This window comes from Burkholderia alba, assembly GCF_034721475.1.
Classification (GTDB): domain Bacteria; phylum Pseudomonadota; class Gammaproteobacteria; order Burkholderiales; family Burkholderiaceae; genus Burkholderia; species Burkholderia alba.
In genome coordinates this window covers 1-26,743 of the sequence record NZ_JAWJWL010000037.1, presented here as the reverse complement: position 1 = coordinate 26,743, position 26,743 = coordinate 1, and the positions used below count along the sequence as shown (strand labels likewise).

At 67.2% G+C, this 26,743-nt stretch carries 27 protein-coding genes; 13 read left to right on the top strand and 14 right to left on the bottom strand.

From position 1 onward, the window contains the following. Nucleotides 1-88: 88 nt before the first annotated feature. Nucleotides 89-1,351, bottom strand: a complete 1,263-nt coding sequence (locus RZR99_RS28515) for an MFS transporter (RefSeq protein ID WP_323123122.1) — start codon at nucleotides 1,349-1,351, stop codon at nucleotides 89-91. 187 nt (nucleotides 1,352-1,538) lie between these two features. On the opposite strand from RZR99_RS28515, the gene gcvA reads away from it, so the two are divergent. Continuing rightward, nucleotides 1,539-2,471: a transcriptional regulator GcvA gene (gene gcvA / locus RZR99_RS28510; protein WP_323123121.1), complete on the top strand. Its 933-nt coding sequence runs from the start codon at nucleotides 1,539-1,541 to the stop codon at nucleotides 2,469-2,471. Here gcvA and RZR99_RS28505 read toward each other — a convergent pair. Next, nucleotides 2,468-3,460, bottom strand: coding sequence for a glycerophosphodiester phosphodiesterase family protein (locus RZR99_RS28505; RefSeq protein WP_323123120.1), 993 nt, complete (start codon nucleotides 3,458-3,460; stop codon nucleotides 2,468-2,470). The two genes, gcvA and RZR99_RS28505, sit on opposite strands and share 4 nt — an antisense overlap. Before the next feature lie 127 nt (nucleotides 3,461-3,587). On the opposite strand from RZR99_RS28505, the gene RZR99_RS28500 reads away from it, so the two are divergent. After that, nucleotides 3,588-3,914: a DUF3761 domain-containing protein gene (locus RZR99_RS28500; protein WP_323123119.1), complete on the top strand. Its 327-nt coding sequence runs from the start codon at nucleotides 3,588-3,590 to the stop codon at nucleotides 3,912-3,914. Between the two features lie 179 nt (nucleotides 3,915-4,093). Then, nucleotides 4,094-5,761: an energy-dependent translational throttle protein EttA gene (gene ettA, locus RZR99_RS28495; RefSeq protein ID WP_323123118.1), complete on the top strand. Its 1,668-nt coding sequence runs from the start codon at nucleotides 4,094-4,096 to the stop codon at nucleotides 5,759-5,761. 97 nt (nucleotides 5,762-5,858) lie between these two features. On the opposite strand, the gene RZR99_RS28490 is transcribed toward ettA, so the two are convergent. Genes RZR99_RS28490 through RZR99_RS28475 form a run of 4 tightly spaced genes read right to left on the bottom strand, consistent with a single transcriptional unit; the run spans nucleotide 5,859 to nucleotide 9,163 of the window. Next, complete coding sequence (locus RZR99_RS28490) at nucleotides 5,859-6,482, bottom strand: HAD family hydrolase (protein ID WP_323123117.1); 624 nt, start codon at nucleotides 6,480-6,482, stop codon at nucleotides 5,859-5,861. Then, on the bottom strand, nucleotides 6,479-7,030 hold the full coding sequence (locus RZR99_RS28485; RefSeq protein ID WP_323123116.1) for a cysteine hydrolase family protein: 552 nt from the start codon (nucleotides 7,028-7,030) through the stop codon (nucleotides 6,479-6,481). The genes RZR99_RS28490 and RZR99_RS28485 overlap by 4 nt, the downstream gene beginning before the upstream one ends. A gap of 43 nt (nucleotides 7,031-7,073) precedes the next feature. Next, nucleotides 7,074-8,888 (bottom strand): aminopeptidase P family protein, encoded by a 1,815-nt coding sequence (locus RZR99_RS28480; protein ID WP_323123115.1) that lies wholly within the window; start codon nucleotides 8,886-8,888, stop codon nucleotides 7,074-7,076. 20 nt (nucleotides 8,889-8,908) lie between these two features. Next, nucleotides 8,909-9,163, bottom strand: coding sequence for a hypothetical protein (locus tag RZR99_RS28475; RefSeq protein WP_323123114.1), 255 nt, complete (start codon nucleotides 9,161-9,163; stop codon nucleotides 8,909-8,911). A 171-nt stretch (nucleotides 9,164-9,334) separates the two neighbouring features. Between RZR99_RS28475 and RZR99_RS28470 the strand changes: the two genes are divergently transcribed. The 7 genes from RZR99_RS28470 to RZR99_RS28440 all read left to right on the top strand — a co-directional run bounded on the left by RZR99_RS28470 (nucleotide 9,335) and on the right by RZR99_RS28440 (nucleotide 15,373). Next, nucleotides 9,335-10,057, top strand: coding sequence for a response regulator transcription factor (locus RZR99_RS28470; RefSeq protein WP_323123113.1), 723 nt, complete (start codon nucleotides 9,335-9,337; stop codon nucleotides 10,055-10,057). A gap of 64 nt (nucleotides 10,058-10,121) precedes the next feature. Continuing rightward, complete coding sequence (hemA, locus tag RZR99_RS28465; protein ID WP_323123112.1) at nucleotides 10,122-11,420, top strand: glutamyl-tRNA reductase; 1,299 nt, start codon at nucleotides 10,122-10,124, stop codon at nucleotides 11,418-11,420. A gap of 82 nt (nucleotides 11,421-11,502) precedes the next feature. Further along, nucleotides 11,503-12,585, top strand: coding sequence for a peptide chain release factor 1 (prfA, locus tag RZR99_RS28460; RefSeq protein ID WP_323123111.1), 1,083 nt, complete (start codon nucleotides 11,503-11,505; stop codon nucleotides 12,583-12,585). Nucleotides 12,586-12,595: 10 nt separating this feature from the next. Beyond that, the gene (gene prmC, locus RZR99_RS28455) at nucleotides 12,596-13,444 is read left to right on the top strand and encodes a peptide chain release factor N(5)-glutamine methyltransferase (RefSeq protein WP_323123110.1); all 849 of its coding nucleotides are present in this window, start codon (nucleotides 12,596-12,598) and stop codon (nucleotides 13,442-13,444) included. A gap of 77 nt (nucleotides 13,445-13,521) precedes the next feature. Beyond that, nucleotides 13,522-13,833: a Grx4 family monothiol glutaredoxin gene (gene grxD, locus RZR99_RS28450; RefSeq protein ID WP_323123109.1), complete on the top strand. Its 312-nt coding sequence runs from the start codon at nucleotides 13,522-13,524 to the stop codon at nucleotides 13,831-13,833. A 25-nt stretch (nucleotides 13,834-13,858) separates the two neighbouring features. Beyond that, a complete protein-coding gene (locus RZR99_RS28445) occupies nucleotides 13,859-14,455 on the top strand; it encodes a UbiX family flavin prenyltransferase (protein WP_323123108.1) in 597 nt (198 codons plus the stop codon). A gap of 126 nt (nucleotides 14,456-14,581) precedes the next feature. Then, nucleotides 14,582-15,373 carry a DODA-type extradiol aromatic ring-opening family dioxygenase gene (locus RZR99_RS28440; protein WP_323123107.1) on the top strand — a complete coding sequence of 264 codons (792 nt, stop codon included), beginning with the start codon at nucleotides 14,582-14,584 and terminating at the stop codon, nucleotides 15,371-15,373. Nucleotides 15,374-15,471: 98 nt separating this feature from the next. On the opposite strand, the gene RZR99_RS28435 is transcribed toward RZR99_RS28440, so the two are convergent. Continuing rightward, entirely contained in the window at nucleotides 15,472-17,070 is a 1,599-nt protein-coding gene (locus RZR99_RS28435; RefSeq protein ID WP_323123106.1) for an APC family permease, read from the bottom strand. Between the two features lie 430 nt (nucleotides 17,071-17,500). On the opposite strand from RZR99_RS28435, the gene RZR99_RS28430 reads away from it, so the two are divergent. Continuing rightward, the gene (locus tag RZR99_RS28430; RefSeq protein WP_323123105.1) at nucleotides 17,501-17,704 is read left to right on the top strand and encodes a cold-shock protein; all 204 of its coding nucleotides are present in this window, start codon (nucleotides 17,501-17,503) and stop codon (nucleotides 17,702-17,704) included. A gap of 149 nt (nucleotides 17,705-17,853) precedes the next feature. Here RZR99_RS28430 and RZR99_RS28425 read toward each other — a convergent pair whose 3' ends face one another. The 3 genes from RZR99_RS28425 to RZR99_RS28415 form a co-directional block, all read right to left on the bottom strand. Then, complete coding sequence (locus RZR99_RS28425) at nucleotides 17,854-19,113, bottom strand: Hsp70 family protein (RefSeq protein ID WP_323123104.1); 1,260 nt, start codon at nucleotides 19,111-19,113, stop codon at nucleotides 17,854-17,856. Nucleotides 19,114-19,330: 217 nt separating this feature from the next. Further along, a complete protein-coding gene (locus RZR99_RS28420) occupies nucleotides 19,331-19,936 on the bottom strand; it encodes a nitroreductase family protein (protein ID WP_323123103.1) in 606 nt (201 codons plus the stop codon). Between the two features lie 145 nt (nucleotides 19,937-20,081). After that, entirely contained in the window at nucleotides 20,082-21,365 is a 1,284-nt protein-coding gene (locus RZR99_RS28415) for an MFS transporter (protein ID WP_323123102.1), read from the bottom strand. Between the two features lie 160 nt (nucleotides 21,366-21,525). On the opposite strand from RZR99_RS28415, the gene RZR99_RS28410 reads away from it, so the two are divergent. Together RZR99_RS28410 and RZR99_RS28405 are read left to right on the top strand one after the other, a co-directional pair. Then, entirely contained in the window at nucleotides 21,526-22,143 is a 618-nt protein-coding gene (locus RZR99_RS28410) for a TetR/AcrR family transcriptional regulator (RefSeq protein WP_323123101.1), read from the top strand. A gap of 51 nt (nucleotides 22,144-22,194) precedes the next feature. Next, nucleotides 22,195-22,773 carry a DUF1415 domain-containing protein gene (locus tag RZR99_RS28405; protein ID WP_323123100.1) on the top strand — a complete coding sequence of 193 codons (579 nt, stop codon included), beginning with the start codon at nucleotides 22,195-22,197 and terminating at the stop codon, nucleotides 22,771-22,773. A 30-nt stretch (nucleotides 22,774-22,803) separates the two neighbouring features. On the opposite strand, the gene RZR99_RS28400 is transcribed toward RZR99_RS28405, so the two are convergent. From RZR99_RS28400 to RZR99_RS28385, 4 genes are all read right to left on the bottom strand, one after another. Beyond that, a complete protein-coding gene (locus RZR99_RS28400; protein WP_323123099.1) occupies nucleotides 22,804-23,652 on the bottom strand; it encodes a class I SAM-dependent methyltransferase in 849 nt (282 codons plus the stop codon). A 113-nt stretch (nucleotides 23,653-23,765) separates the two neighbouring features. Next, nucleotides 23,766-24,893, bottom strand: coding sequence for a class I SAM-dependent methyltransferase (locus RZR99_RS28395; protein WP_323123098.1), 1,128 nt, complete (start codon nucleotides 24,891-24,893; stop codon nucleotides 23,766-23,768). Nucleotides 24,894-25,027: 134 nt separating this feature from the next. Next, a complete protein-coding gene (locus RZR99_RS28390; RefSeq protein WP_323123097.1) occupies nucleotides 25,028-25,360 on the bottom strand; it encodes a YegP family protein in 333 nt (110 codons plus the stop codon). 169 nt (nucleotides 25,361-25,529) lie between these two features. Continuing rightward, entirely contained in the window at nucleotides 25,530-26,027 is a 498-nt protein-coding gene (locus RZR99_RS28385; RefSeq protein WP_407655515.1) for an LEA type 2 family protein, read from the bottom strand. Between the last annotated feature and the right edge of the window lie 716 nt (nucleotides 26,028-26,743).

The following is a 26,743-nucleotide window of genomic DNA, read 5'->3' as shown; positions in this document are numbered from 1 at the left end:
GCGAGCGGGGCCGAGCACCTTGCCGAGCAGAAAGCGCACCCCTCTCGCCGGCAGCGGGCATGCGGTCGAGCCTGCTCGGCGGCCATCTTCAAGCGCCCGGCAGACCGGCCCGCACCGGCGCGCCGGACGATCCGGCAACGATCCCGAAAGCGATCAGGTTCGCGGCGGCGCTCGCGAGAATCGGCAGCAGATAGCCGCTGCCGCTGTCGTAGATGAAGCCCGCCGCGGCGGGCCCGATCAACGTGCCGAACGCGACGCTGGTATAGAGCACGCCGATGATGCCGCTCACGTTGCGCCCGCCGAAGTAATCCATCGTGACGGCGGGCAGCACGGCCACCCATCCGCCGTAGAACACGCCGTAGACGAACGCGAACGCAGCGAGCGCCCAGAACCCGGACGCGCAGGCCCAGATCAGCAGCGCAGCGGCCATGCCCGCGAACATCGCGAGCAGTGAAGTCCGGCGGCCCAGCCGGTCGGCGAGCCCGCCGAGCAGGAACCGGCCGGCGGTGCTCCCCACGCCGATGGCGCCGAGCAGCAGCACGGCGGCCGACGGTCCGACGCCGTGATCGAGCGCGTACGGCACCAAGTGCACGAACGGCACGAAAACGCCGAACGAGCACACGAGGCAGGCGGCGTAAAGGCTGGCGAACGGCCGGGACAGCACGGCTTCTCTGACGGATGCGCCCGCCGCCGTCCCGGCCGCCGGCCGCGCGTCGCGATCGGCGGTCGACACGGCGCCGTCGGGCAGCAGGCCGCGGCCGCGCGGGTCGTTCTCGATCAGCAGCGACATCCCCGCACCAACCACGACCGCCAGCGCCGCCAGCACGAAGTACGCACCGCGCCAGCCGATCTGCGCGATCAGCGCCGACGCGAGCGGCGGCATCACCAGCGTGCCGACCCCGATCCCGGCGACCGCCAGCCCCGACGCGAAGCCGCGCCGCTTCACGAACCAGCGCTGCACCGCGCCGACGGCCGGCACATACGCGCAGCCGACCCCGAGCCCAACCCCGAGGCCATACGCGACATAGACTTGCGGCAGCGTACGCGCGGCGCCGGCCGCCGCGAGTCCGGCGGCGGTCAGCAGCATGCCGGCGACCGCCAAGCGGCGCGAGCCGATGCGATCGGCGAGCGGCCCGCTCACCACGCCGAAGCCGAAATAGAGAAAGCCCGCGAGCGAAAACACGAGCGAGATCTGTCCGCGCGATGCCGCGAAGTCGTGCTGCAGCGCGCCGACGAACGCGCTGAACGTGTACGCGCTGCCGAACCCGATGAAGGTCACCGCAAAGGCGGCGGCCACCACATACCAGCCATAGAAGACGCGAGGCGCGGCGGGCGCGGGCGGGCGATTCATGTTTGTCCTCCTCTCAGGTCGGCGGGCACCGCCGGAATTGGCATCATTACGATAGGTGAACTATGGTGAGGGCGTGGCGCCACGGCATCGTTGCGGCGGCGGACACGCCTATCACGCCACTACCCTACATGCCCCGGCGCCGCGCTTCAAACCCGATTTACTGAATCATTCAGTTGAGAAAACCTATATGACCCGCTCTCGCCTGCCGCCGCTGAACGCATTGCGGGCCTTCGAGGCCGCCGCGCGACACCTGTCGGTGAAGCGCGCGGCCGAGGAGCTCCACGTCACGCCCGGCGCGGTGAGTCAGTTGATCCGGACGCTCGAGGCCCACCTCGGCGTCGCGCTGTTCGAACGCGTGCATCGCGGCGTGCGGCTCACGCCGGCCGGGCATGATTATCTACCGCCCGTGCGCAACGCGTTCGGGCAAATCGCCGATGCGTCGCAGCGGGTCGCCGCGTCGGCAGACAGCGGTGTGCTGACCGTGAGCGTCACGCCGTTCTTCGCATCCGCGTGGCTCGTGCCGCGCCTGTCCGGCTTGCGGGCCGCGTGCCCGAACCTGGATCTGCAGGTCACGACCGGGCAGGCACTCGCCGACTTCGCGCGCGGCGGCATCGACGCCGCGATCCGTCACGGCCTCGGCCGCTACGCCGGCCTGCGCGGCGACCCGCTGTTCACCGTGGCGATCGTGCCGGTTGCCGCACCCGACCTCGTCGGCCGTCGCGGTGGCGCACCGGCGGCACCCGCCGGCCTCGCCGACTGGCCGCTGCTGCACGATGCGGACCGGCAAGGCTGGCTACGCTGGTTCCTGTCGCAACGCGTCGCCGACGTCGGGGCCCCGCGCGGCCCCTCGTTCGACGACCCGGGTTTACTGCTGCAGGCAGCGCGGGACGGCCAGGGTGCGGCGCTGCTGCCGTCCGCCATGGTCGCGCACGATCTGGCGACGGACCGGCTGATACCGCTCGCACCGCCTGTGCAACTCGACGACCTTGGCTATTACCTGGTCTATCCGCCGTCGCATGCGCAACGTCCGCCCTTCGCGGCATTCCGCGCCTGGCTGCTGGCCGAGACCGCCGGCCCAAGCGACGTCGGACCGACTCCATCAACGGACAAACGCGCCTAATGCGTGGCCGCGACGTCCCGGTCAGGCGCGTCGCAACGTAGCGGCTGCCCGGCCAGCGACGCCCTGATCTGCGTCATCCGGCGCGGCGAATCCGCCAGCACCGCGTCGAGACCGAGACACGCCGCGGCCCGATAGCCGGCGGCGTCGTTCACCGCGATCGCCAGGATCCGGACCGGCGCCTGACGCCGGAAACAAGCGACGGTCGTCGGGTTCCACAAGGTCGCGGTCGCCCGCGATACCCCCTCGCCCAGCGTGAACTTCTCGGTGACGGTCAGTGGCCGGTGCAGTTCGAACCCCGTCCACACCGGCGCGGCCGGCGCGCTTTCGCATCCCTGGCCGAGCAGCACCTTGACCAGCCGGTCGCGGGTCGCGTCGCGGGATTCGAACAGACGGGCCTGCGGATAGGCGGCGAACGCCTGCTGATACGCCGCTTCGGTCGAATAGAGCATGACGCGCGGCCACGCCGCCAGATCGTCCAGCACCCGCGCGACCGCGGCGGCCTGCGGCGGCGCGGGCAGCGCCTTCATGTCGAGCACCACCGGCATGCCGGCCGGCAGCGCGCGCAACGCATCGCGCAGCGTCGGAATGCCGACCGGACGCACGCGATACGGGTACTGTCCGTCCGCATCCTTGTAATTCCATCCTGCGTTGAGCCGCGCCAGCTCGGCCGCCGTACGATCCGCCACCGCTCCGCTCGCCGGCGTCAGCGCGGAGAGATCGGCCGGCCGGTACAGCACCGGCACGCCGTCCTTGCTCAACTGCACCGTCAGCCACATCGCATCGGCGCGCTGCGCGAGCGCCAGCCGGATCGCCTCGAGCGTATTCTCCGGCGCGTCGCCCGTGCCGCCGCGATGCGCGACGATCAGCGGCAGCGCCGCCGACGGCGCGGACGACGGGCCTGCCGGCCCGCCCGCGCACGCGGACAAGCCGAGCGCGCAGGCAAGCATCGCCGCCAGCCCGGATTGATGGATATGACGCTTGAGCCGCATGTTCCCTCCTTGATGTGCTGCAAAGCCGGTCTTGTTAACAAGACGATTCGCGGTACGGTTTCTTCAGCCTCGGCTAAGATGCCGTCCGGCCGGACCGACCATAACCCGATAAGAACCACGAGAGACCATGACATTCCACCGAACGTTCACGCCGCGTGCGTGGCGGCTCAGCGCGCCGGGCCTGATCGCGCTCTGCGTCGCCGCGCTGCCGCTCACCGCGCCGCCGGCATTCGCCTACTCGCCCTCCACGCCGGGCCAGACCGACGAAAGCGATCTCGACTCGCATCGCACTTACCAGAACAGCGACGGCCGCACGGTTCATTCGCCCGCCCGGTCGAACTCGGGCCGGGTTCCCGAAGGCGCGAGCGCGCGCTGCCGGGACGGTGCGTACAGCTTCAGCCGCCACCGCCGCGGCACCTGCTCCGGCCACGGCGGCGTCGCTGCGTGGCTGTGACGCGGCGGCGGCCCGGTTAAGCTTGCGCGGCGCGAAGTACAATGACGGTTCGCGCCGCCGGTCCGCAGCCTTTCCGCCGGATCCAACCGCGGCGGCTTCCAGCCCGAATCACGCATCCCGTTGCCGCGCCGGCCGCCAGCCGAGCGGCGGCGGCCGCTACTTTTTACTTTCTCACGCACATGGCCCAATACGTTTTCACGATGAACCGGGTCGGCAAGATCGTGCCGCCCAAGCGCCAGATCCTGAAGGACATCTCGCTGTCGTTTTTCCCCGGCGCGAAGATCGGCGTGCTCGGCCTGAACGGCTCGGGCAAGTCGACGCTGATCCGCATCATGGCGGGTGTCGACAAGGACATCGAAGGCGAAGCCACGCCGATGCCGAACCTCAACATCGGCTATCTCCCCCAGGAACCCCAGCTCGATCCGGAAAAAACCGTGCGCGAAGCCGTCGAGGACGGCCTCGGCGACGTGTTCCAGGCGCAGAAGAAGCTCGACGAGATCTATGCCGCCTACGCGGAACCGGACGCCGATTTCGATGCGCTCTCCGCGGCGCAGGCGAAGTACGAGGCGATCCTCGCGACGAGCGACGGCGGCAGCCCCGAGCAGCAGCTCGAGATCGCGGCCGACGCGCTGCGCCTGCCGCCGTGGGACGCGAAGATCGAGCACCTGTCGGGCGGCGAGAAACGCCGCGTCGCACTCTGCAAGCTGCTGCTCGAAAAGCCCGACATGCTGCTGCTCGACGAACCGACCAACCACCTGGACGCCGAATCGGTCGACTGGCTCGAACAGTTCCTGACGCGCTTCCCCGGCACGGTCGTCGCGGTCACCCACGACCGCTACTTCCTCGACAACGCCGCCGAGTGGATTCTCGAACTCGATCGCGGCCACGGCATTCCGTGGAAGGGCAACTACAGCAGCTGGCTCGACCAGAAGGAAGACCGGCTGAAGCAGGAAGAGGCGACCGAATCGGCACGCCAGAAGGCGATCAAGAAGGAACTGGAGTGGGTGCGCCAGAATCCGAAGGGCCGCCAGGCGAAGTCGAAGGCGCGGATCGCCCGCTTCGAGGAACTCAACAGCCAGGAATACCAGAAGCGCAACGAGACCCAGGAAATCTTCATTCCGGTCGGCGAGCGTCTCGGCAACGAGGTGATCGAGTTCAAGAACGTCAGCAAGGCTTACGGCGACCGTCTCCTCATCGACAACCTGAACTTCAAGATCCCGGCAGGCGCGATCGTCGGCATCATCGGGCCGAACGGCGCCGGCAAGTCGACGCTGTTCCGCATGCTCACGGGCAAGGAACAGCCGGATTCGGGCGAGATCGCGATGGGACCGACGGTGAAGGTCGCGTACGTCGACCAGAGTCGCGACGCGCTCGACGGCTCGAAGACGGTGTTCGAGGAAATCTCCGGCGGCGCGGACGTGCTGACGGTCGGCAAATACGAAACGCCGTCGCGCGCGTACATCGGCCGCTTCAACTTCAAGGGCGGCGACCAGCAGAAGATCGTCGGCAACCTGTCGGGCGGCGAGCGCGGCCGGCTGCACCTCGCGAAGACGCTGATCGCGGGCGGCAACGTGCTGCTGCTCGACGAGCCGTCGAACGACCTCGACGTCGAAACGCTGCGCGCGCTGGAAGACGCGCTGCTCGAATTCGCCGGCTCGGTGCTGGTGATCTCGCACGATCGCTGGTTCCTCGACCGGATCGCCACGCACATCCTGTCGTTCGAAGGCGATTCGCAGGTGACGTTCTTCGACGGCAACTACCAGGAGTACGAGGCCGACAAGCGCGCGCGCCTCGGCGAGGAAGCGGCCAAGCCGAAGCGGCTCCGCTACAAGCCGATCAGCCGCTGACGGGCGGCCCGCTCCGAGCGGCGGCCTCAGGCGCAAAAAAAGCGGGCGATGCCCGCTTTTTTCTTGTCCGGTGCCGCAACAAGCCGACGATCCGCCTTCAGGCCAGCGCGCCCAGCTCGCGCAAGCGTGCTTCCGTGGTTTCGGCGCTGGTGTGGTGAATGCCGTGCCAGCCAAGCGCCGTCGCGGCCGCCGCGTTATGCGGATTGTCGTCGATGAACACCAGCTCGTGCGGTGCGATGCCCGGCAGATGCGGTTCGATGCGCGCGACCATCTCGCGATAAATCGCGGGATCGGGCTTCACCAGCTTCACGCGCCCCGACACCACGATCTCCCTGAATCGATGCAGGAGCGGGAAACGCTCCCATGCGTACGGGAACGTCTGCGCGGACCAGTTCGTCAGGCCGAACAACGGCATCCGTTGCGCGTCGAGCCGGTCCACCAGCGCCTCCCCGCCCGCGAGCACGCCGCCGATCATTTCGTGCCAGCGCGCATAGAACGCGCGAATCGATGCCTCATATCCGGGAAACTTCGCCACCAGCTCCTCGGTGCCTTCCTCGATGGTCTGGCCGCCGTCCTGCTTGATCACCCATTCCATTGCGCAGACGTGGGTCAGAAACCAGCGGCGCTCCGTCTCGTCGGGCATCAGCTGCCTGTACAGATACTCGGGGCTCCAGTCGATCAGCACCCCGCCGAAATCGAATACGACCGCCTTGATCGTCATGCAAACTCCGTCGCGAGCACGTCGTCGAGCGGACGCGGCGTCACCGCGTTACCCGAGAACGAGCAGTTTTTCCAGATGAAATTGTGATGCTCGGCAATCTGGGCGGCGCTCGCGTGCGACCGCTCGTTCGTGGTGTGCAGATCGGAGACGACCGTCGTCCGGTAGCCGAGCAGCGCCGCGCGGCGAGCGGTCGAGTCCACGCAGAATTCCGTCGCGTAGCCGCACAGGATCACGCTGTCGATGCCGGCCCGGTCGAGATCGGCGGCCAGCGGCGTGTCGTGGAACGCATCGCTGAAGCGCTTGCGCACCAGCCAGTCGTCGCCGCTGCGCTCCAGGTCGGCATGCAGCTGCCAGCCGGGTGTGCCGGGCACCACGTCGTCGTCCGCGTCGCCGTCGTGCTGCACGATGCACACCGGCGCGCCGGCTGCGCGCGCGGCCGCCGTCAGCCGGTTGATGCCCGCCACCACGTCGGCGAGCCGATGCGCGGGCCTCGCGCGCTGCAGCAGGCCGCGCTGCATGTCGATCACGATCACTGCGGTTTTCGCCATCTCCACCTCGGATATTCGTTGTCGGGCGCGCGCCCGCCCGGCTTCAGATCGGCTGGGTGCGCGCGTCGAGCCATGCCTTCGCGGCGCCCGTCAGATGCCGGCCGACCCGCTCGCGCACCGTCGCGTGATAAGCGTTCAGCCACGCGCGCTCGTCGTCGTGCAACAGCCCGGGCAGCACGCAGCGCGTGTCGATCGGACACAGCGTCAAGGTTTCGAATTCGAGGAAGTCGCCGAACTCGGTCTGTCCCGCGGCACGGTTGAGCACGAGATTCTCGATGCGCACGCCCCACTTGCCCGGCCGGTATACGCCGGGCTCGACGGACGTGATCATCCCTTCCTCCATCGCCGTGTACGGCTCGGCGGCGGCGTAGTGGGAGATCACCTGCGGACCTTCGTGCACGTTGAGGAAATAGCCGACGCCGTGCCCCGTGCCGTGCCCGTAATCGAGGCCCGCCGCCCACATCGGCGCGCGCGCGATCGCGTCGAGCATCGGCGACCGGATGCCGCGCGGAAACCGCGCGCGCGACAGCGCCATCATCGCCTTCAGCACGATCGTGAAATCGCGCCGGTGCGCATCGGTGATCGTGCCGACCGGCACGACTCGCGTGATGTCGGTCGTACCGCTCAGGTACTGGCCGCCCGAGTCGATCAGCAGCAGGCCGTCGCCCTCGATCGCCGCGTGCGAGTCGCGCGTCGCGTGATAGTGCGGCATCGCGCCGTTCGCGTTGAAACCCGCGATCGTCGCGAAACTCAGCGACACATAGCCCGGTCGGCGCGCGCGCGCCGCCGTCAGCCTTTCGTCGATCGTCACTTCGGTGATCGGCTCGCGGTTGACCGCGCCCTCGAACCACGCGAAGAACTCGGCGAGCGCGGCGCCGTCCTGCTCCATCGTCGCGCGCACGTGCTCCGCCTCGACGGGCGTCTTGCGCGATTTCGCGAAGGTCGACGGATTCACGGCCTCGACGATCCGCACGGGCTTCGGCACCGCCTGCAGCGAACCGAACGTCACCCGACGCGGATCGATGAGCAGCCCGGCGCCCGCCGGCAGCGCGGCGAGCGCCGCGCCCGCCGCCGCGTACGGCTGCACGTCGACGCCGTCCTGCGCGAGCGACTCCGCCAATTCGGCCGGCACCTTGCCGTCCGCGACGAACAGCGTCGCGCGCTCGAGCCCGATCAGCGCATGGGCGACGAACACCGGGTTGTAGTTCACGTCGGCGCCGCGCAGATTGAACAGCCACGCGAGATCGTCGAGCGTCGACACGAAGTGCCATTGCGCACCCTGGTCCTGCATCGCGCGCCGCACCTGCGCGAGCTTGCCCGCACGGGTCTTGTCGGCCTGCGGCGCGACGTGCTCGAACACGACGTCGGCGGGCAGTGGCGGACGCTGCGGCCAGATCGCGTCGAGCAGGTCGAGATCGGTGCGTAGCGCGATGCGGCGCGCCGTCAGCGCGCTCGTCAGCGCGCGCGCGGCCGCCACGCCCAGCACCGCGCCGTCGACGCCCACCGTCGCGCCCGCCGGCACGTGCTGCGCCAGCCATTCGATGTGCGGCTGGGTCTGCTGGCCGCCCATCATCTTCATCAACTCCACGCCGGTGCCGGCCAGTTCGGCTTCCGCCTGCACCCAGTAGCGGCTGTCGACCCACAGCCCCGCGAAATCGGCGGTCACGACCAGCGTGCCGACCGAGCCGGTGAATCCTGACAGCCACTGCCGGGCTTGCCAGCGCTCGGGCAAATATTCAGACAAATGGGGATCGGCGGACGGCACCAGATAGGCGGCCAGATCCTCGCGCGCCATCGCGCCGCGCAGCAAGGCAATGCGCACGGGCACGGACGAGGTTTCGGGGAGTCGGGCATTCATGATTGTTCACCTGAGAGCGTTCAGCGACGGGAGGACAAGCTCACCGTCAAGGCGACGGCCAGGAACGCCACGCCGGTACACACCGGCCATTCGAGCGTTTCCCCGTCGTAAAAGAGTCCTGAGACATTGCCGGCCATCTTGGCGGCGGCTGCAGCGAGCACGCCGGCCGCCACGGCCTTCCACACCGAGCCGCGCCGGATCCGGCGCAGCGGATGCAGCCACCCGCCCAGCAAACCCACGGCCATGCCCAAAACAACGATTCCAAACCAGTTCATTCAGCGCCTTCTTCTAATTTCAGATTCGTCCCATAGGCGTGAACGACTCACGCGACTAGCATCGATTTTTCTCATTCAGAAGATCAGCAGCCTTTCCGCGTAGCGGATGAGTTTAGGGTCCGGCATGACGTTAGGCAAGGGCACCCTCGTTACCCTGCTGACAAAACGCCCATGCGAATAGCCCTGATAGACCCAGACGTACGCCACGCGGAATTCGTGAATCGGCTGCTTTTCGCGGGCGGCCATCTGTGCCATCTCTTCCGGAGCAGCGCCGGCTTCCTCGACTGGCTCGGCACCGAAACCTGCGATCTCTTCCTCGTCGCCAGCTGGGCCGGCGATCTCCCCGCGGAGGAAGTCATTCCCCGGGCGCGGCTCGTCCAGCCCGGCGTACCGGCAATCGCCGTCATGTCCGAACCGCGCGAAAGCGAGATCGTCGCCTGCCTGCAGGCCGGTGCCGACGATTGCATCCGCAAGCCGGTGCGCGGGCCCGAGCTGCTCGCCCGGGTCAGCGCGCTGATGCGCCGCGCCGGTGTGCAGCGCCCGCACAACCGCCCGCGCGACACCTTCGGCGAATATTCTTTCGACTCACTCAGCAGCATCGTCCGCTTCGGCACGGAAACCGTGCTGCTGACACCGAAGGAGTTCCGCTTCGCCCTGCTGCTGTTCGCCAACAAGTCGCGGCCGGTGTCGCGGGTGCACATTCTCGAGTCGGTCTGGGAGAAACGCCGCGGCATGAAGTCGCGTACCCTCGACACCCACGCGTCCCGGCTGCGCAGCAAGCTGCGCCTTCATCCGGAGCGGGGCTACCGCCTGACGCCGCTTTACGGCTATGGCTACCAGCTCGACACCGTACCCGTCGATCCCGCCCGCAAACCTCGGTCCGAGCGGGTCTGACGCGCGTCTCCGGTAAGGACCCCGTCGAAACGCTATAATACGGGGCTAAACGATAGCCTCTGATATGCAGCTCCTCACGATCGGAATCAATCACCACACTGCGCCTGTCGCCTTGCGCGAACGCGTGGCGTTTCCGCTCGAGCAGCTCAAGCCTGCATTGACGACCTTCAAGAGCATCTTCCTTGGGCATCCGGCACCCAATGCGCCCGAAGCGGCCATCCTGTCGACCTGCAACCGCACCGAGCTGTACTGCGCGACCGACGACCGCGCGGCCCGCGAGGCCGCCATCCGCTGGCTGGCCGATTATCACCGGATTCCCGCCGCCGAACTCGCGCCGCACGTCTACGCGTTGCCGCAGTCCGAGGCCGTGCGACACGCGTTCCGCGTCGCATCGGGGCTCGATTCGATGGTGCTCGGCGAAACCCAGATCCTCGGCCAGATGAAAGATGCGGTGCGCACCGCTTCCGAGGCCGGCGCACTCGGCACCTACCTGAACCAGTTGTTCCAGCGTACCTTCGCCGTCGCGAAGGAAGTGCGCGGCACGACCGAGATCGGCGCGCAGTCCGTGTCGATGGCGGCGGCCGCCGTCCGCCTCGCCCAGCGTATCTTCGAAAAAGTGTCAGATCAACGCGTGCTGTTCATCGGCGCCGGCGAAATGATCGAGCTGTGCGCGACGCACTTCGCCGCGCAAGGTCCGAAGGAACTGGTGGTCGCCAACCGCACGGCGGAGCGCGGCGCGAAGCTCGCGGAACGCTTCAACGGCCGCGCGATCCCGCTCTCCGAACTGCCGGCGCGGATGCACGAGTTCGACATCATCGTGTCCTGCACCGCGTCGACGCTGCCGATCATCGGCCTCGGCGCGGTCGAGCGCGCGGTGAAGGCGCGCCGCCACCGGCCGATCTTCATGGTCGACCTCGCGGTCCCGCGCGACATCGAGCCCGAGGTCGGCAAACTCAAGGACATCTTCCTGTACACCGTCGACGACCTCGGCGCGATCGTGCGGGAAGGCAATGCGTCGCGACAGGCCGCCGTCGCGCAAGCCGAGACCATCATCGAGACCCGCGTGCAGAACTTCATGCAGTGGCTCGATTCGCGCAGCATCGTGCCCGTGATCCGTCACATGCACATGCAGGCCGACGCGCTGCGCCGCGCGGAAGTCGAGCGCGCGCAGAAGATGCTGGCCCGCGGCGACGACCCGGCCGCCGTGCTCGACGCGCTGTCGCAGGCACTCACCAACAAGCTGATCCACGGCCCGACGAGCGCGCTCAACCGCACGAACGGCGCCGACCGCGATGCGTTGATCGAATTGATGCGCGGGTTCTACCAGCACGCGCCCCGATCGTCGGATAATTCCGACCGTTAGCGGCCAACCGCCTCCCCCTGTCAGCCGTTCGGCTGCCTTTTCCCATTTTCGACATCACGCCTCGGGAGCCTCGCTCCACACCATGAAAACGAGCATGCAAAGCAAGCTCGACCAGCTGTCAACCCGGCTGGCCGAACTGAACGACCTGCTGAGCCGCGAAAACGTCACCGCGGATCTCGACCAATATCGCAAGCTGACGCGGGAGCATGCGGAAATCGGCCCGGTGGTCGAGCATTACGCGCTGTGGCGCCACGCCCGCAACGACGAGCTGGCCGCGCAGGAGCTGCTGGGCGACGCGTCGATGCGCGATTTCGCCGAGGACGAGATCCGCGAATCGCGCGAGCGGATGGGCCGCCTCGAAACCGAGCTGCAGACGATGCTGCTGCCGAAGGATCCGAACGACGAACGCAATATCTTCGTGGAAATCCGCGCCGGCACGGGCGGCGACGAATCGGCGCTGTTCGCGGGCGACCTGCTGCGCATGTACCTGCGCTACGCGGAACGGCAGCGCTGGCAGGTCGAGATGATGTCGGAAAGCGAATCGGATCTCGGCGGCTACAAGGAAGTGATCGTGCGGATCGCCGGTCAAGGCGCCTACTCGCGGCTCAAGTTCGAGTCGGGCGGCCATCGCGTGCAGCGCGTGCCGGCGACCGAGACGCAGGGGCGCATCCACACGTCCGCGTGCACGGTTGCGGTGATGCCGGAGGCCGACGAGATCGGCGAAATCGAAATCAACCCGGCGGATCTGCGCATCGATACGTTCCGGGCGTCCGGCGCGGGCGGCCAGCACATCAACAAGACCGATTCGGCGGTGCGCGTGACGCACCTTCCCACCGGCATCGTCGTCGAGTGCCAGGACGACCGCTCGCAGCACAAGAACAAGGATCGCGCGCTGAAGGTGCTCGCCGCGCGGATCAAGGACAAGCAGTACCACGAGCAGCACGCGAAGGAAGCCGCGACCCGCAAGAGCCTGATCGGCTCGGGCGACCGCTCGGAACGCATCCGGACCTACAACTTCCCGCAAGGCCGGATGACCGATCACCGGATCAACCTGACGCTCTATCGGCTCGAGGCCATCATGGACGGCGATCTCGACGAGTTGATCGCGTCGCTCGTCAGCGAACATCAGGCCGAACTGCTCGCGTCGCTCGGCGAGACGGACTGACGACGACGCCATGCACGCTACGCCCGCCACCGTCGCCGACCTGCTGCGCGCGTCGCCGCTCGCTGCCGTCGACGCGCGGATCCTGCTCGCGTACGCGCTCGGCTGGAGCCGCACGCAACTGATCACGCGCGCGGACGAGCCGCTCGACGCGGCCGCGATCGAGCGCTATCGGGTGCTGGAAGCCCGTCGCGCGGCGGGCGAACCGGTCGCGCAACTGGTCGGCACGCGCGAGTTCTTCGGCCTCGAATTCGAAGTCACGCCCGATGTCCTGATTCCGCGCCCGGAAACGGAACTGCTGGTCGAGATCGCGCTCGACACGCTCGACGGCCTGCCCGCGCCATGCGTGCTCGATCTCGGCACCGGCAGCGGCGCGATCGCCATCGCCATCGCTGCGCAACGGCCGGACGCGCGGATCTGGGCGCTCGACCGTTCGGCAAAGGCGCTCGACATCGCCCGTCGCAACGCGTCCAGGCTGCTCGACCCGGCCCGGCCCGGCGGCGCGCCGCACTGGCTGCAAAGCGACTGGTACGGGGCGCTGGACCCGGCGCTGCGCTTCGATGCGATCGTCAGCAACCCGCCGTACATCGCGCGGCAGGATCCGCATCTCGACGCGGGCGACCTGCGCTTCGAGCCGCGCGGCGCACTGACCGACGAAGCCGACGGCCTCACGGCCATCCGGGTGATCGCGGCCGGCGCCGGCGCGTTTCTCGCGCCGGGCGGCGCGCTGTGGATCGAGCACGGCTACGATCAGGCCGACGCGGTCCGCGAGATCCTGACGGCCGCGGGTTTCGTCGCCGTCGAATCGCTCGCCGATCTCGCCGCCATCGAACGCACGACGGGCGGGCGCCTGCCCGGCTGACCCGTACCCGGCACCGGCCGGCCCCGGTGAAATCCAGTATCATTTCGCATCTACCGCCCCGCAATTCAAGGTCAGTCATGGACACCCAACAACGCATCAAGCAAATCGTCGACGAAAACCAGGTCGTGCTCTTCATGAAGGGCAGCGCGCAATTTCCGATGTGCGGCTTCTCGGGCCGCGCCGTGCAGGTGCTGAAGGCCTGCGGCGTCGACCAGTTCAAGACGGTCAACGTCCTCGAGGACGAGGAAATCCGCCAGGGCATCAAGGCATTCTCGAACTGGCCGACCATTCCGCAGCTGTACGTGAAAGGCGAATTCGTCGGCGGCTCGGACATCATGATGGAGATGTACCAGTCGGGCGAACTGCAGCAACTGTTCGCCGCGGCCTGAGCCGCGCCGTTCCGTTCTCCCGACGATGGGACCGCGCATCGCGCCGCCGCGTCGGCTGATCGTCGCGATCACCGGCGCCACCGGCGCGATCTACGGCGTGCGCCTGCTCGACATGCTGCGCGCATCGGGCGGCGTCGAGACTCACCTGATGATCTCGAGCGCCGGCTGGCTCAACATCCAGCATGAGCTGCGGCTCTCGAAGGACGACGTGCATGCACGCGCCGACGTGGTCCACTCGGTACGCGACGTGGGAGCCAGCATCGCGTCCGGATCGTTCGCGACCGACGGGATGGTCGTCGCGCCCTGCTCGATGAAAACGCTCGCGAGCGTCGCGCACGGGCTATCCGACAACCTGATCGCGCGCGCCGCCGACGTCACGCTGAAGGAGCGCCGCCGCCTCGTGATGCTGGTGCGCGAAACCCCCTTCAATCTCGCCCACCTGCGCAACATGACCGCCGTCACCGAGATGGGCGGCGTGATCTTTCCCCCACTGCCCGCGTTCTACGCGATGCCGAAGACGATCGACGAGCTGGTCGACCACACGGTCACGCGCGTGCTGGATATGTTCGCGCTCGGCGCGCCGCGTACGACGCCGTGGCAAGGCCTCCGCGAAGCCGGTTGAAGCGCTGCCGGGCCGCAGCCCTCATTAACAACATATAAGATTCAATCAATTCCCGTATTGAGCGTTTATCAATACGGAGTGCACGCCTATAGTGGTCGGAAATCACCACTCCCAGGGGCTTTCACCATGACCCGCCTACCTTCGCTGTATCTGTCGCACGGCGCGCCGACGCTGCCGATCGACCCGTCGCTGCCTTCCGGCGCGTTCGCCGAACTCGGCGCCGAACTGCCGCGCCCGCGCGCGGTGCTGATGCTGTCCGCGCACTGGGGTACTCGGCAGCCGGTCGCGAGCACCGCCGAGCGGCCCGACACCATCCACGATTTCTACGGCCTCCCGCAGGCGCTTTACGACATCCGCTATCCGGCGCCCGGCGCACCGGATGTCGCCCTCCGCGCCGCCGCGCTGCTCGACGCGGCCGGCATCGCGACCGCGACGCTGCCGCACGGCCTCGATCACGGCGCATGGGTGCCGATGTTGCTGATGTTCCCCGACGCCGGCGTGCCGGTCGCGCAACTGTCGATCCAGCCGAACGCGGACGCCGCGCATCACTTCCGGATCGGCCGCGCGCTGCGCCCGCTGCGTGACGAAGGGGTGATGGTGATCGGATCGGGTCAGATCACGCACAATCTGCGCGCAGCGGATTTCAGCGCCGCGCCCGCCGATGCCGATCCGCGCGTCGCCGACTTCACCGACTGGTTCGAGGCCCGGCTGGCCGCGCGCGACATCGATGCGCTGCTCGACTATCGCCGCCAGGCGCCGCACGCGGCGCTGATGCATCCGACCGACGAACACCTGCTGCCGGTGTACGCGGCGCTCGGCGCGGCCGACGACGACTATCAGCTCGGCATCCAGTCGCTCGGCACATACCAGCGCGTGCTGGCGATGACGAACTACGTGTTCGGCAGCGCGCCGGCCTGAACGAAGGCGCCCCGGCCGCCCAAAGAAAAAGCCCGCCCGGGCGAACCCGGGCGGGCTTTTTGTCGTCCGCCGCCACCGTTCGGCGGGCGGAGAGACACTCAGGCGCCGACCCCTTCGAGGATCTCGTCGCGCGACTCGCGCTCGTCGAGATACTCGGTACGGTAGCCGGTGCTGACGCCCCAGAAATAGAACATCAGCGCGATCGCCGCAACGACCAGCATGTCCCAGCCGTACGGCAGCACGCCTCGGCCGCCGAACTCCTTGCTGCCGATCAGCGACAGCACGGCCATCGTCGGCAGGTAGGCGACCAGCCACCAGGCCGCTTTCAGGTCGCGACTCCAGCCGCTCCAGCCGGACTTGCCCTGGAAGTAGAAGTACACCGGCAACGCGACGACCATCAGCAGGATGATCTCGCCCGTCAGCGGCCACTTCGCCCAGTACAGAATCAGCGATGCGCAGACGAACGCGAACGGCGCAATCAGCTTCATGCCGGGGATCGACAGCGGGCGGTCCAGATCGGTCGCCGCCCGGCGCAGCGCCATCAGGCTGATCGGGCCGGTCAGGTAGGAGATCACGGTGGCAACCGAAATCACCGCCGCGAGCGAGCTCCAGCCGCGGAAGAAGAACAGGAAGATGAAGGACACGATCAGGTTGAACCACATGGCCTGGCGCGGCACGCCGTAGAACGGGTGCACGTTGCCGAACATCTTCGGCATCGTGTTGTTGCGCTCCATCGCGTAGATCATCCGGGTCGTGGTTGCCATGTAGGTCGTGCCGGTGCCGCTCGGGCTCACGAATGCATCGACATACAGCAGGATCGCGAGCCAGTTCAGGTTCAGCGCGATCGCGAGTTCGGCGAACGGCGACGCGAAGCTGAAATGCGACCAGCCCTTCGCGACGTCGGCCGGATTCACCGAGCCGATGTACGCGATCTGCAGCAGCACGTAGATCACGAGCGCGATCAGGATCGACGCGATCACCGCGAACGGCACGCTGCGCGACGGATTGCGCGCCTCGCCCGCGAGGTTGATCGGGCTCTGGAAGCCGTTGAACGCGAACACGATGCCGCTCGTCGCGACGGCGGTCAGCACGGCGGACCAGCCATACGGCGCGAAGCTCGCATGGCTGGCGGTGCCGAGGTTCTCCGAGTGGAAGCTCGTCAGCATCAGGCCGAGGATCGTCAGGCCGGGAATCAGGAACTTGAAGATCGTGATCGTCGTATTGGCCCGCGCGAACAGCTTCACGCCCCAGTAGTTCAGCATGAAGTAGACGATCACGAGGAGCGCCGACAGCAGCAGCCCGGGTGTCGTCAACTCCCCGTTGACGAACAGGTTGTGCGCCCATTCATAGGGCCAGGTGCTCATGTACTGGATCGACGCCTCCGCCTCGATCGGGATCACCGACACGATCGCGATCCAGTTCGCCCATGCGCTGATGAAGCCCACCAGCGCGCCGTGCGAATAGCGCGCATACCGCACCATGCCGCCCGACTCGGGGAACATGGCGCCCAGCTCGGCGTAGGTCAGTGCGATGGCGAGAATGACGACTGCACCGATAATCCAGGCGCAGATGGCAGCCGGGCCGGCAATCTTGGCAGCCTTCCAGGCGCCAAACAGCCAGCCCGACCCGATGATCGAACCCAGCCCGGTCAGCATCAAAGCGAACGGGCCGATGTTCCGTTGAATAGAACTCTTCACAACCTCTCCTGTGTCTCAACACGCACGGTCGACACGGTATCCGGCTACTGCCCGGCGCGTCCGCGCATGCATTCTTGGAGGACGGATCGCCCGCTGGGAGCAACCCTTCCGCGCGGCGCGTAGTTTAAACGGTTGCACCTGAACAATGGCGGCAAAATCGATCACCCCCTACAAAAAAGTGATGACAATTGCAAGCTTTGTAAGCTCTAATTGAGGGTTATCCCGGAAATTTCCCCTGGAATAGGGGAATCCGGTTGACCGCCGAAAAAATAAGTCGTATAACGTGCGAGCAGGATTTCAAGCGGCGAGTGAATAGGTACTTTCGTAGTTCGCCCATCAACGGTACTCCGGTTGGTCCCATTACCCCCTTCCTTGATTTTCATGCGCTCCCCGGGCTTCGGCCCTGTTTATATTTTTAGGAACAAGTAATATGGCAACCGGTACCGTCAAGTGGTTTAACGACGCAAAGGGTTTTGGTTTCATCACGCCGGAAGGCGGTGGCGACGATCTGTTCGCTCACTTCTCGGAAATCCGTGTCGACGGCTTCAAGACGCTGCAAGAAAACCAAAAGGTCGAGTTCGAAGTCAAGAACGGACCGAAGGGTCTGCAAGCAGCGAACATCAAGCCGCTGTAATACAGCGCGAGATTTCGCAAGACCTCAAAAGCCCCGCTTCGGCGGGGCTTTTGTTTTATGTGCGTCGAATGGGAAAGGACGGCGGGGAGGTAACGCCGACAGCGCCCGGCGGGCCTCGCGGCGCACGCCCGGAACGCCAGGCCGCCGGATCAGGAAAAGACGCGCTGCGCGTGAATGCCGAGCCCGGTCGCCACGCTGGCGAGCCGATCGCCGTACACCGGCTGCGCGCCCGGGAAGGCCGCCGCCAGCGCGCCGGACAGGAACGAGAGCCCGGTCGAGCCGCCGGTGAAGTACAGCGCGCCGACGTCGCGCGGCGCGATGCCCGCGAGCCGCACCGTCTCGCGCGCGGCGTCGACGATCCGCGCGGTGTCGTCACGGCTCGCGTCGATCAGTTGCGCCGCGTCGAAGGCGATCTGCAGATCCTCCTCGACATCATTCAGATCGATCATCGTTTCGCCGCCGGCCGACACGCCGATCTTCGCCTCTTCCGCCCGCGCCGCGAGCGCATGACCAAGCCGCTCCTCGACCACCCGCAGCAGTCGCTCGAAATGCCGGACCTCGAGGTACAGGTGCTTCATCAGCTTCAGCTCGCCGATCCGTTTCGGCGTGTAGACCGTGTTGATCAGGTGCCAGGTGGCGAGATCGAAGTAGACGCGGTTCGGCAGTTCGCGGCCCTCGGGATCCAGCGACCGGTAGCCGAACGCGGGCAGGATCGACGCCAGCTCGACGCGGCGGTCGTAGTCGGTGCCCGCGACGTGCACGCCGTAATGCGCGAGCACGTCGTCCTTGCGCTCGATGCGGTGCATCCGCTCGGGGCCGACCCGCACCAGCGAGAAGTCGGAGGTGCCGCCGCCGATATCGGCGACCAGCACGAGCCGCTCGGCGTCCTGCCGCGACTCGTAGTCGAACGCCGCCGCGATCGGTTCGTACTGGAAATGCACTTCCGCCAGGCCCACCGCGTGCGCGGCCGCTTCGAGCTGCTGCTGCGCGAGCCGGTCGGCGCGCGGGTCGTCGTCGACGAAGAACACCGGCCGGCCCAGCACCGCGCGGCCGATCGCTTCGCCCGCGCAAGCTTCCGCCTTCTGCTTCAGGTGCTGCATGAAGAGCGCAATGATGTCGGTGTATGCGATCGCGGAACCGTCGCCCAGATCGGTCGTGGTTTCCGCCAGCGGCGAACCGAGGATGCTCTTCATCGAACGCATCAGGCGCCCGTCGAAGCCGTCGATGTACGACGCGAGCCCCTGGCGGCCGTACTCGCGCCGACCCTCGTCGTTGTTGAAGAAGATGGCGGTGGGCAGCGTCAGGTGCTCGCCCTCGACGGGTGCAAGCCGCATGCCGCCCGCGCCGCCGTCGTGCGGCAACGCCACTGCAGAATTGGACGTGCCGAAGTCAATCGCGCAATAAGTCATGGCTCAAGCCGCCGCATGGCAGGCGCGAAAACGGAAGGACCGGCTTTTTATCACGAAAGCCGGGCCTGTCACAACCGGGCCGCGCCCGAACCCGGCACGGAAACGGCCCGGGGCCGTGTCCGCCGCCGCCCCGAGCCGTACGCTGCGGGCCGGCGGCAGCGCTCGAAACCGATCCGGCCCCGGAAGGATGCCGCCGGCATGCCCGGTCCCGGTTGCGTCAGGCGGCCGACGAAAAGGGTTTCTTCCACGCGTGAGCGTAGACCACTTCACCAAGCGCGTGGCGGGTACGCGGCGCGCGTTCGCGCTCGCGCAGCACCGGGTCGAGCTTGTCGGCATCGCCGTAATGGCCGAGCGAGATGATCGCGATGATATCCACATCGGCCGGGATCGCGAACGCGCTGCGGAACGCCTTCGGATCGAAACCGCTCATCTGGTGCGCGGCGAGCCCGAGCGCATGCGCCTGCAGCACCAGCGACATCGCCGCCGCGCCGGCGTCGTAGAGCGCCGTGTGATTCGACTCGCCCTTGTTGTTCAGCGTATGCGCGGTCACCGCGATCAGTACCGGCGCGGGGGCATTCCAGCCCTGGTTGAACGGCACCAGCGTCGCGAACGCACGCTTGAACGCGACCTCGTCCTTGTTGCGATCGAACACGACGAAACGCCACGGCTGCACGTTGTACGCCGACGGCGCCCAGCGCGCCGCTTCGAGCACCGCATGCAGATGTTCGGGGCTGACGGCTTCGTTCGAATACGCTCGCGGGCTCCAGCGGCCGGCGATCAGTTCGTGGATCGAGACAGAGGTGGGTGCGGGTTTGACGGACATGCGTTTCCTCGCGAAATCAAAAAGGGCGCGGTCGCCCGGAGAAGAACCGCAAGCATAACCGCTTGCGGCGCCGCCCGCCCGATCCATCACATCAATGCAAATGGCGATTTCTGCGTAGTGCCGCGCGGCTGCCGGCCCGCCCGGTTCAGACGGCCGGCGCCGGCAGCCGCGCCGGCCGGCGGTTGATCCGCAGCACGAGCAGCGCACCCGCGAGGCAGAGCCCGCCCGAGATCATCGATGCCATCGTGTAGGTGCCCAGGCTCGCCCGCAGCAGGCCCGCGCCGAGCGCCGCGAACGCCGCGCCGAGCTGGTGCCCGGCGACGATCCAGCCGAACACGACGGGCGCCGCGGCCTTGCCGAACGCGTCGGTCGCGAGCCGCACCGTGGGCGGCACCGTCGCGATCCAGTCGAGCCCGTAGAACACCGCGAACAGCGGCAACCCGAAGAAGTCGATCCCGAACGCGTGCGGCAAGTAGATCAGCGACAGTCCGCGCAGCCCGTAATACCAGAACAGCAGCACCCGACTGTCGTAGCGGTCGGACAGCCACCCCGACAAGGTCGTGCCGATCAGATCGAAGATACCCATCGCGGCGAGCAGCGACGCGCCCTGCACTTCCGACATCCCGTAGTCGCTGCACATCGCGATCAGATGCGTGCCGACATAGCCGTTCGTGCTCGCGCCGCAGATGAAGAAACTGAAGAACAGCAGCCAGAAGTCGCGCGTCCTGCCCGCCGAAAACAGCGTGCCGAACGCGACGGCAATCGGATTTTGCTTCGCGCTCTCGCTCGCGCGGGGCGCGTCGGCCGGCTCGCCGTACGGCCGCAGTTGCACGTCCGCCGGCCGTTCGGGCAGCAGGAACGCGGCGAGCGGCACCACCACCGCCGCGGCGAGCGCGACGATCAGCACCACGGGCCGCCAGCCGTAGCGCTGCGCGACGGCCGCCAGCATCGGCAGGAAGACGAGCTGGCCGGTCGCCGAACTGGCGGTCAGCAGGCCCATCACGAGGCCGCGCCGAGCGGTGAACCAGCGCGTGACGAAGGTCGCCGACAGCGTCAGCGCCGCCACGCCGGTCGCGCCGCCCACCATCACGCCCCAGATCAGCACCATCTGCCAGCGCGCGGTCATCATCGACGACAGCGCGACACCCGCGCCCATCACGACCAGCGCGGTCAGGACCGTCGGACGCACGCCGAAGCGCTGCATCGCCGCGGCGGCGAACGGCCCGGTCAGCCCGTACAGCGCGATGTTCACCGAGATCGCGAGCGAAATCGCCGCGCGACTCCAACCGAATTCATGCTCGAGGGGCACCATCAACACGCTCGGCGTCGCCCGCGTGCCGGCCGCCGCCAGCAAGATCAGAAACACGACCGCCGCCGCCAGCCAGCCGTAATGGAAACGCCCGTTGATTCTTTTTGCCGCCCAGTTCATCTGTGTCGCTCCGGGGCCATCCGGCTCGTGCGAGCCCGCCGGCCTGCTGCAGGTTGAAGGGGAATCCGCCGACATGTTACCGATCAGTCACAATCCAGGTTGCGATCCTAGTGACTGGTCGGTAACATGTCAAGCAATCAAATTCACGCCCGAGGCCGCCATGTCGGATACCCCCGCCAAACCCGCCGCCCGCCGTCCGCGCCAGCAGATGGCGGGCGCGGACGCCCACGATCACCTGCTGCGCGCGGCGGAGGATCTGTTCTATCGCGAAGGCGTGCGGGCGGTGGGCGTCGACGCGGTGGTCGAACGGGCGGGGGTCAACAAGATGAGCCTGTACCGGCAGTTCTCGTCGAAGGACGAGTTGGTACTCGCTTACCTCGAACGGATGGACGAATGCTTCTTCGAGCGTTTCGACACGAGCATCGGCAAGCATCCAGGCAACCCGAGAGCCCAGTTGCTCCAGTATTTCGACGATCTGTCGGAACGTGCGACGCAGCCCGACTACCGGGGCTGTCCGTTCGTCAACGTCGCGGCGGAGTTTCCGGAACTGAGCCATCCGGCGCGCCAGTTCGTCGTCGGCAACAAGGAACGCCTGATGGCGCGGCTCGTCGCGCTCGCGGCGGCGGCCGGCGCGCGCGAGCCGCAGGCGCTCGCCGATGCGCTCGCGTTGCTGATCGAAGGAATCTACGCGGCCAGCCAGACCTATCGTCCGAACGAGAGCCCGATCGACAGCGCACCGCGCGTCGCGCGGCTGCTGATCGACGCGGCGTGCGCGTGACGCGCGCCTGCGCCGCTACAATGCCGGCTTTCCCGCCGAGCCGCCGCTGACATGACCGATCCCCGCCCCGCCGACGACGCCATTCTCGACGCCACCCGCCACTGGCTGACGCGTGCGGTGATCGGGCTCAATCTGTGTCCGTTCGCGAAGAGCGTGCACGTGAAGCGGCAGGTGCGCTACGCGATCAGCCGGGCCGCCTCGTTCGAAGCGGCGCTGACCGATCTGGAAGCCGAGCTGCGGCTGCTCGACGCCGCCGATCCCGAGCGGATCGACACGACGCTGCTGATCTTCCCCGACACGCTCGCCGATTTCGCCGACTACAACGACGCGCTGCTGTTCGCCGACCGTCTGCTGCTGCAACTGAAGCTCGACGGCACGCTGCAGATCGCGAGCTTCCATCCGCAGTATCAGTTCGACGGCAGCGCGCCCGACGATATCGAAAACTACACGAATCGCGCGCCGTACCCGATCCTGCACCTGCTGCGCGAGGCCAGCATCGAGCGCGCGGTCGACGCGGTACCCGACGCGGCGGATATCTACGAACGCAACCAGGCCACGCTGCGCCGGCTCGGTCACGCGGGCTGGCGCGACTGGATGGCGCAGCGGGACCCGGACGAGCGGCCCGACTGAGCCGATGCGCGCGGCGCGGCGCCGCCCGTGTCAGGCGCCCGGCAGCGGCGCGGGCGCGAAAAAGCGCTCGTGCAGCTCGGCGAGCCCGAACATCCCGACCAGCTCGTTCAGCCGTTCGGCCGGCTTGCGGCGCGGCAGATCCTTGTATTGCGCAACGATCAGCTCGTTCTTCATCGAGTGTTCCCAGCCGACCAGCTCCGTCACGCTCACCTGATAGCCGTGCGCCTCGAGTTGCAGGCAGCGCAGCACGTTGGTGATCTGGCTGCCGAACTCCCGGGTGTGCAGCGGATGGCGCCACACTTCGGTCAGCGCGTTGCCGAGCGACTTGCCTTTGTTCTTGCGCAGCACGCCCGCGACTTCGGCCTGGCAGCACGGCACCAGCACGATATGCGTCGCACGCTTCGCGAGCGCGAAGCGGATCGCATCGTCGGTCGCGGTATCGCACGCGTGCAGCGCGGTAACGACGTCGATCGCATCCGGCAGGCGGGTCGAGGTGATCGACTCGGCCACCGACAGATTGACGAACGACATGCCGCCGAACCCGAGCCGCGCCGCCAGTTCGGCGGAGCGCTCGACCAGTTCTTCGCGGGTCTCGATCCCGTAGATATGCGAGCCCGCGGCCGGATGCGCGTTGAAAAACAGGTCATACAGGATGAAACCGAGATACGACTTGCCCGCGCCGTGATCGACGAGCGTCACGCCGCCCTTGTCCTGCTGCACGCTCGAGAGCAGCGGCTCGATGAACTGGAACAGGTGGTACACCTGCTTGAGCTTGCGGCGGCTGTCCTGGTTCATCTTGCCGTCGCGCGTCAGGATATGCAGTTCCTTCAGCAGCTCGATCGACTGGTTCGGACGGATTTCGTAGGTCTTGTTCGACATCGTGGGGAAGCGGCCGGACCGCCGCGCGCGCCCGGTCGAACGGGACGGCGGCGGCGGGACAGCGGCGGAAAAGCGAGCGGAGAAGGCGCCAGTTTACCGAAAACCGCCGTGCGTCACGGACGCGCGGCCAGACGCCACAGCGACGTCAGCTCGGCCGCGCGCGCGCGATGGAGCGGATCGGCCGGATCGGCCGCCTTCGGATGATGCGGCTTGATATCGTCGCGGCCCAACACGACGAGACCCGCCGCGTCGATCCAGCCGAGCAGTTCGGCGCGCGTCCGGAGCCCCAGGTGTTCGGCAAGATCGGACAGTATCAGCCAGCCTTCGCCGCCGGGCTCCAGGTGCGCGGCGAGGCCCGCCAGGAAACCCTTCAGCATCCGGCTGTCCGGATCGTAGACCGCGTGCTCGAGCGGCGAACTCGGCCGCGCGGGCACCCATGGCGGATTGCAGACGATCAGCGGCGCACGGCCGGCCGGAAACAGATCGGCCTCCACCACCTCGACCTGCGCCGCATGGCCGAGGCGCGCGACGTTCTCCGCCGCGCAGGCGAGCGCGCGCGCATCCTGATCGGTCGCGACCACCCGGGCCACGCCGCGCGACGCCAGCAGCGCGGCCAGCACGCCCGTCCCGGTGCCGATATCGAACGCCAGCGCGGTCGACGGCAGCGGCGCGCGCTCGACGAGCGTCACGTACTCGCCGCGCACCGGCGAAAACACGCCGTAATGCGGATGGATGCGGCCGCCGAGCGCGGCGATTTCGACGCCCTTCTTGCGCCATTCGTGCGCGCCGACCAGCCCCAGCAGTTCGCGCAGCGACGCGATCGAACGCTCGCCGCCCGGCCCGTAGGCCTCCTCGCATGCGGCCTTCAGGTCCGGCGCGCGGCGCAGCGCGATCGAATAATCCGCTTCGAGCGGAATCAGCAGCATGCCGAGCGTGCGGGCGCGCTGGGACTGCGCAAGGCGATGGAAATTGAATGCATCGACGGGCGTCGCGGCCGCTTTCTTCGGCTTGCGGTCGATCCGGCGCGCGAGCGCCTGCAACAGCTGGCGGGCGTTCTGGTAATCGCCTTGCCAGACGAGCGCCGTGCCTTCGCTGGCGAGTCGGTAGGCAACGTCGGCGGTGGTGCGATCGTCGGCGGGCACGGCACGCTTCGGCGCCGGCGTACCGGCTTCGGAATGCCAGCGCGCCGTCCGCACCGCGCCGTCCGCGTCGGTCCATTGAAAAAAGGTGGAATCAGTCACTCAGAATCGAAAACGGTTGGGTCTGCAAACGATGCGGCGCATCGCGCGGACGACACAGTACCGCGCTTTGCACCCGGGCAGGAAAAGACCTGCGGAAAGGAAGCCGGCGGCGCATACAGCCGGCTTCGGAGATCTCACGATTGATCGTCGGTGCGCGCACCCGGTGCGTTCTGTTTCACCGACGCGATGCCATTCTCGCGGCCGGCTTCGTTCTTGTACAACTCGCTCGTCCCGATCACCTCGTGATTGGCCGCCTTCAGGTTGAACATGAACTCGCCGTTCTTCGCGACCTTGCGCTCGTAGCGCGCATCGTCGGGCGCGTTGCGCTGTACCGACGCGATGCCGTTCTCCGCCGACGATTTCGCCTTGTACAACTCGCTGCGCAGGATGATTTCGCCGTTCGCCGCCTGCAGGTGGAAGAAGAACTGGCCGTCGGTCGCTTTCTTGATCGTGAATTTTGCCGCCATGCTCGCGCTCCTGGAAAAGTGGAAGATCCGTCGGATGAAACCTCGGCCAGTGTAGTTCAGCGGCATCGCGAAATCGGCCTTATCGCACCCGAAAAAGGTTAGAAGTCGTCAATTAACGTCTGCTTGAGCGACGATCGCAACACGATGAAGGCCGGCGCCGGGCCGGCGATCAGTAGCCGCCCGCGCCGAATGCCGGCGTGGCCGGCAGGCTCAGCGTGCCTTCGTCGTTGAAGCGCACGCTCCCGAACAGCCCGCCCGCCAGCTTGCCGCGTAGCACGTAGGGCAGCTTGCCCGCGCTGGCGACGTCGGCCAGATTGAACGCCTGGCGCGCCGCGGCGAACGCCGACACGGTCACCGGCACGGCGATCACCGCCTCGCCGAAGCGCGGCACCGAGCCGCGCGCGTCGCTGACGCCGGACGCGAACGCCTTGCCGTTCAACTCGAGATCGAGTGCGATGCCGTCGTAGTCGATCGCCGCGTCGTTGGGATTCTGCAAGCGCAGCTTCACCGTGAAGCGCATCTCGAGCCCCTGGCCGACCAGCGGCTCGAGCCCCACGACACTCACCCGCGGCGCGTCGCGCGTCGTCAGCGCCGCGCACCCGTTCAGCATCAGCAGCGCGGCAAATACGAGCAGCAGGCGGCGCGCGAAGGTTCCGGAGCAATGGATGGGCATGAGCGGCAAACCTCGAATTCTGAACAGGAGAGCAGGCATTGTACCCAGCCCCCGAGCCGCCCTCCCCGCCGCACGCCGTCATGCCGCTTGTGTAACCCAGCGCACACAAGCGCGGGATTCCCGTAGTTTTCCCGGCGCGGCTTTAAATCAGCCGCGGCCGCACTACGAATATCGAACGGGCCGCGAATATTGATTATCAACCGCAAAATAAAAATCGATCGAAAGCTTCGTAATATTTATAGTTTTGAAAATTTTCGATTCCGTTACTGAAATCCATCAAGTATATTTAGCCATCTTTCGTTTCGCCTGACACACCTTAAAACTGCTTGACAGTCATTGTCGTCCGCTTCGGCGGATGCAATGCGTCAAGTGGCGCCGAAGGCTGTCCGGCCGCCGAAAGCCACCGGCGCACGCGGCCTCCCGCCTGACTTCCGCGTCCCGCCGCCCATCGCGTGCAGCGCGTCGACCTCACTCAAGAACGCGCGTCCGCCACGGCGCCGCCGGCTGTTCATTCGACAATCCAGAATCAGGAAGGGGCAACACATCATGATTATCTTCACGTAATCCGTTACCGATCTTCTCGAATAGCGCCGGATTACTCCATCGCGCCGTTGATTAACGGCGCCGGATAACTATTGCCGGCGATTTCATGCAGGACTCATCTGTCTTCTTCCCATTCGAGGTTTCAGCATGTGGATAACCGTACGTAA

Bases quoted from the DNA above. Each gene is read 5' to 3' on its own strand.
- RZR99_RS28480 (WP_323123115.1), bottom strand. From the start codon at position 8,888: ATGAATGCCCGACTCCCCGAAACCTCGTCCGTGCCCGTGCGCATTGCC.
- grxD (WP_323123109.1), top strand. From the start codon at position 13,522: ATGGACACCCAACAACGCATCAAGCAAATCGTCGACGAAAACCAGGTC.
- RZR99_RS28490 (WP_323123117.1), bottom strand. From the start codon at position 6,482: ATGACGATCAAGGCGGTCGTATTCGATTTCGGCGGGGTGCTGATCGAC.
- gcvA (WP_323123121.1), top strand. From the start codon at position 1,539: ATGACCCGCTCTCGCCTGCCGCCGCTGAACGCATTGCGGGCCTTCGAG.
- RZR99_RS28420 (WP_323123103.1), bottom strand. From the start codon at position 19,936: ATGTCCGTCAAACCCGCACCCACCTCTGTCTCGATCCACGAACTGATC.
- RZR99_RS28500 (WP_323123119.1), top strand. From the start codon at position 3,588: ATGACATTCCACCGAACGTTCACGCCGCGTGCGTGGCGGCTCAGCGCG.
- RZR99_RS28400 (WP_323123099.1), bottom strand. From the start codon at position 23,652: ATGTCGAACAAGACCTACGAAATCCGTCCGAACCAGTCGATCGAGCTG.
- prmC (WP_323123110.1), top strand. From the start codon at position 12,596: ATGCACGCTACGCCCGCCACCGTCGCCGACCTGCTGCGCGCGTCGCCG.
- RZR99_RS28425 (WP_323123104.1), bottom strand. From the start codon at position 19,113: ATGACTTATTGCGCGATTGACTTCGGCACGTCCAATTCTGCAGTGGCG.
- RZR99_RS28390 (WP_323123097.1), bottom strand. From the start codon at position 25,360: ATGGCGGCAAAATTCACGATCAAGAAAGCGACCGACGGCCAGTTCTTC.
- RZR99_RS28415 (WP_323123102.1), bottom strand. From the start codon at position 21,365: ATGAACTGGGCGGCAAAAAGAATCAACGGGCGTTTCCATTACGGCTGG.
- RZR99_RS28445 (WP_323123108.1), top strand. From the start codon at position 13,859: ATGGGACCGCGCATCGCGCCGCCGCGTCGGCTGATCGTCGCGATCACC.
- RZR99_RS28440 (WP_323123107.1), top strand. From the start codon at position 14,582: ATGACCCGCCTACCTTCGCTGTATCTGTCGCACGGCGCGCCGACGCTG.
- RZR99_RS28505 (WP_323123120.1), bottom strand. From the start codon at position 3,460: ATGCGGCTCAAGCGTCATATCCATCAATCCGGGCTGGCGGCGATGCTT.
- RZR99_RS28405 (WP_323123100.1), top strand. From the start codon at position 22,195: ATGACCGATCCCCGCCCCGCCGACGACGCCATTCTCGACGCCACCCGC.
- ettA (WP_323123118.1), top strand. From the start codon at position 4,094: ATGGCCCAATACGTTTTCACGATGAACCGGGTCGGCAAGATCGTGCCG.
- RZR99_RS28430 (WP_323123105.1), top strand. From the start codon at position 17,501: ATGGCAACCGGTACCGTCAAGTGGTTTAACGACGCAAAGGGTTTTGGT.
- RZR99_RS28410 (WP_323123101.1), top strand. From the start codon at position 21,526: ATGTCGGATACCCCCGCCAAACCCGCCGCCCGCCGTCCGCGCCAGCAG.
- RZR99_RS28485 (WP_323123116.1), bottom strand. From the start codon at position 7,030: ATGGCGAAAACCGCAGTGATCGTGATCGACATGCAGCGCGGCCTGCTG.
- RZR99_RS28475 (WP_323123114.1), bottom strand. From the start codon at position 9,163: ATGAACTGGTTTGGAATCGTTGTTTTGGGCATGGCCGTGGGTTTGCTG.
- RZR99_RS28470 (WP_323123113.1), top strand. From the start codon at position 9,335: ATGCGAATAGCCCTGATAGACCCAGACGTACGCCACGCGGAATTCGTG.
- hemA (WP_323123112.1), top strand. From the start codon at position 10,122: ATGCAGCTCCTCACGATCGGAATCAATCACCACACTGCGCCTGTCGCC.
- RZR99_RS28515 (WP_323123122.1), bottom strand. From the start codon at position 1,351: ATGAATCGCCCGCCCGCGCCCGCCGCGCCTCGCGTCTTCTATGGCTGG.
- prfA (WP_323123111.1), top strand. From the start codon at position 11,503: ATGAAAACGAGCATGCAAAGCAAGCTCGACCAGCTGTCAACCCGGCTG.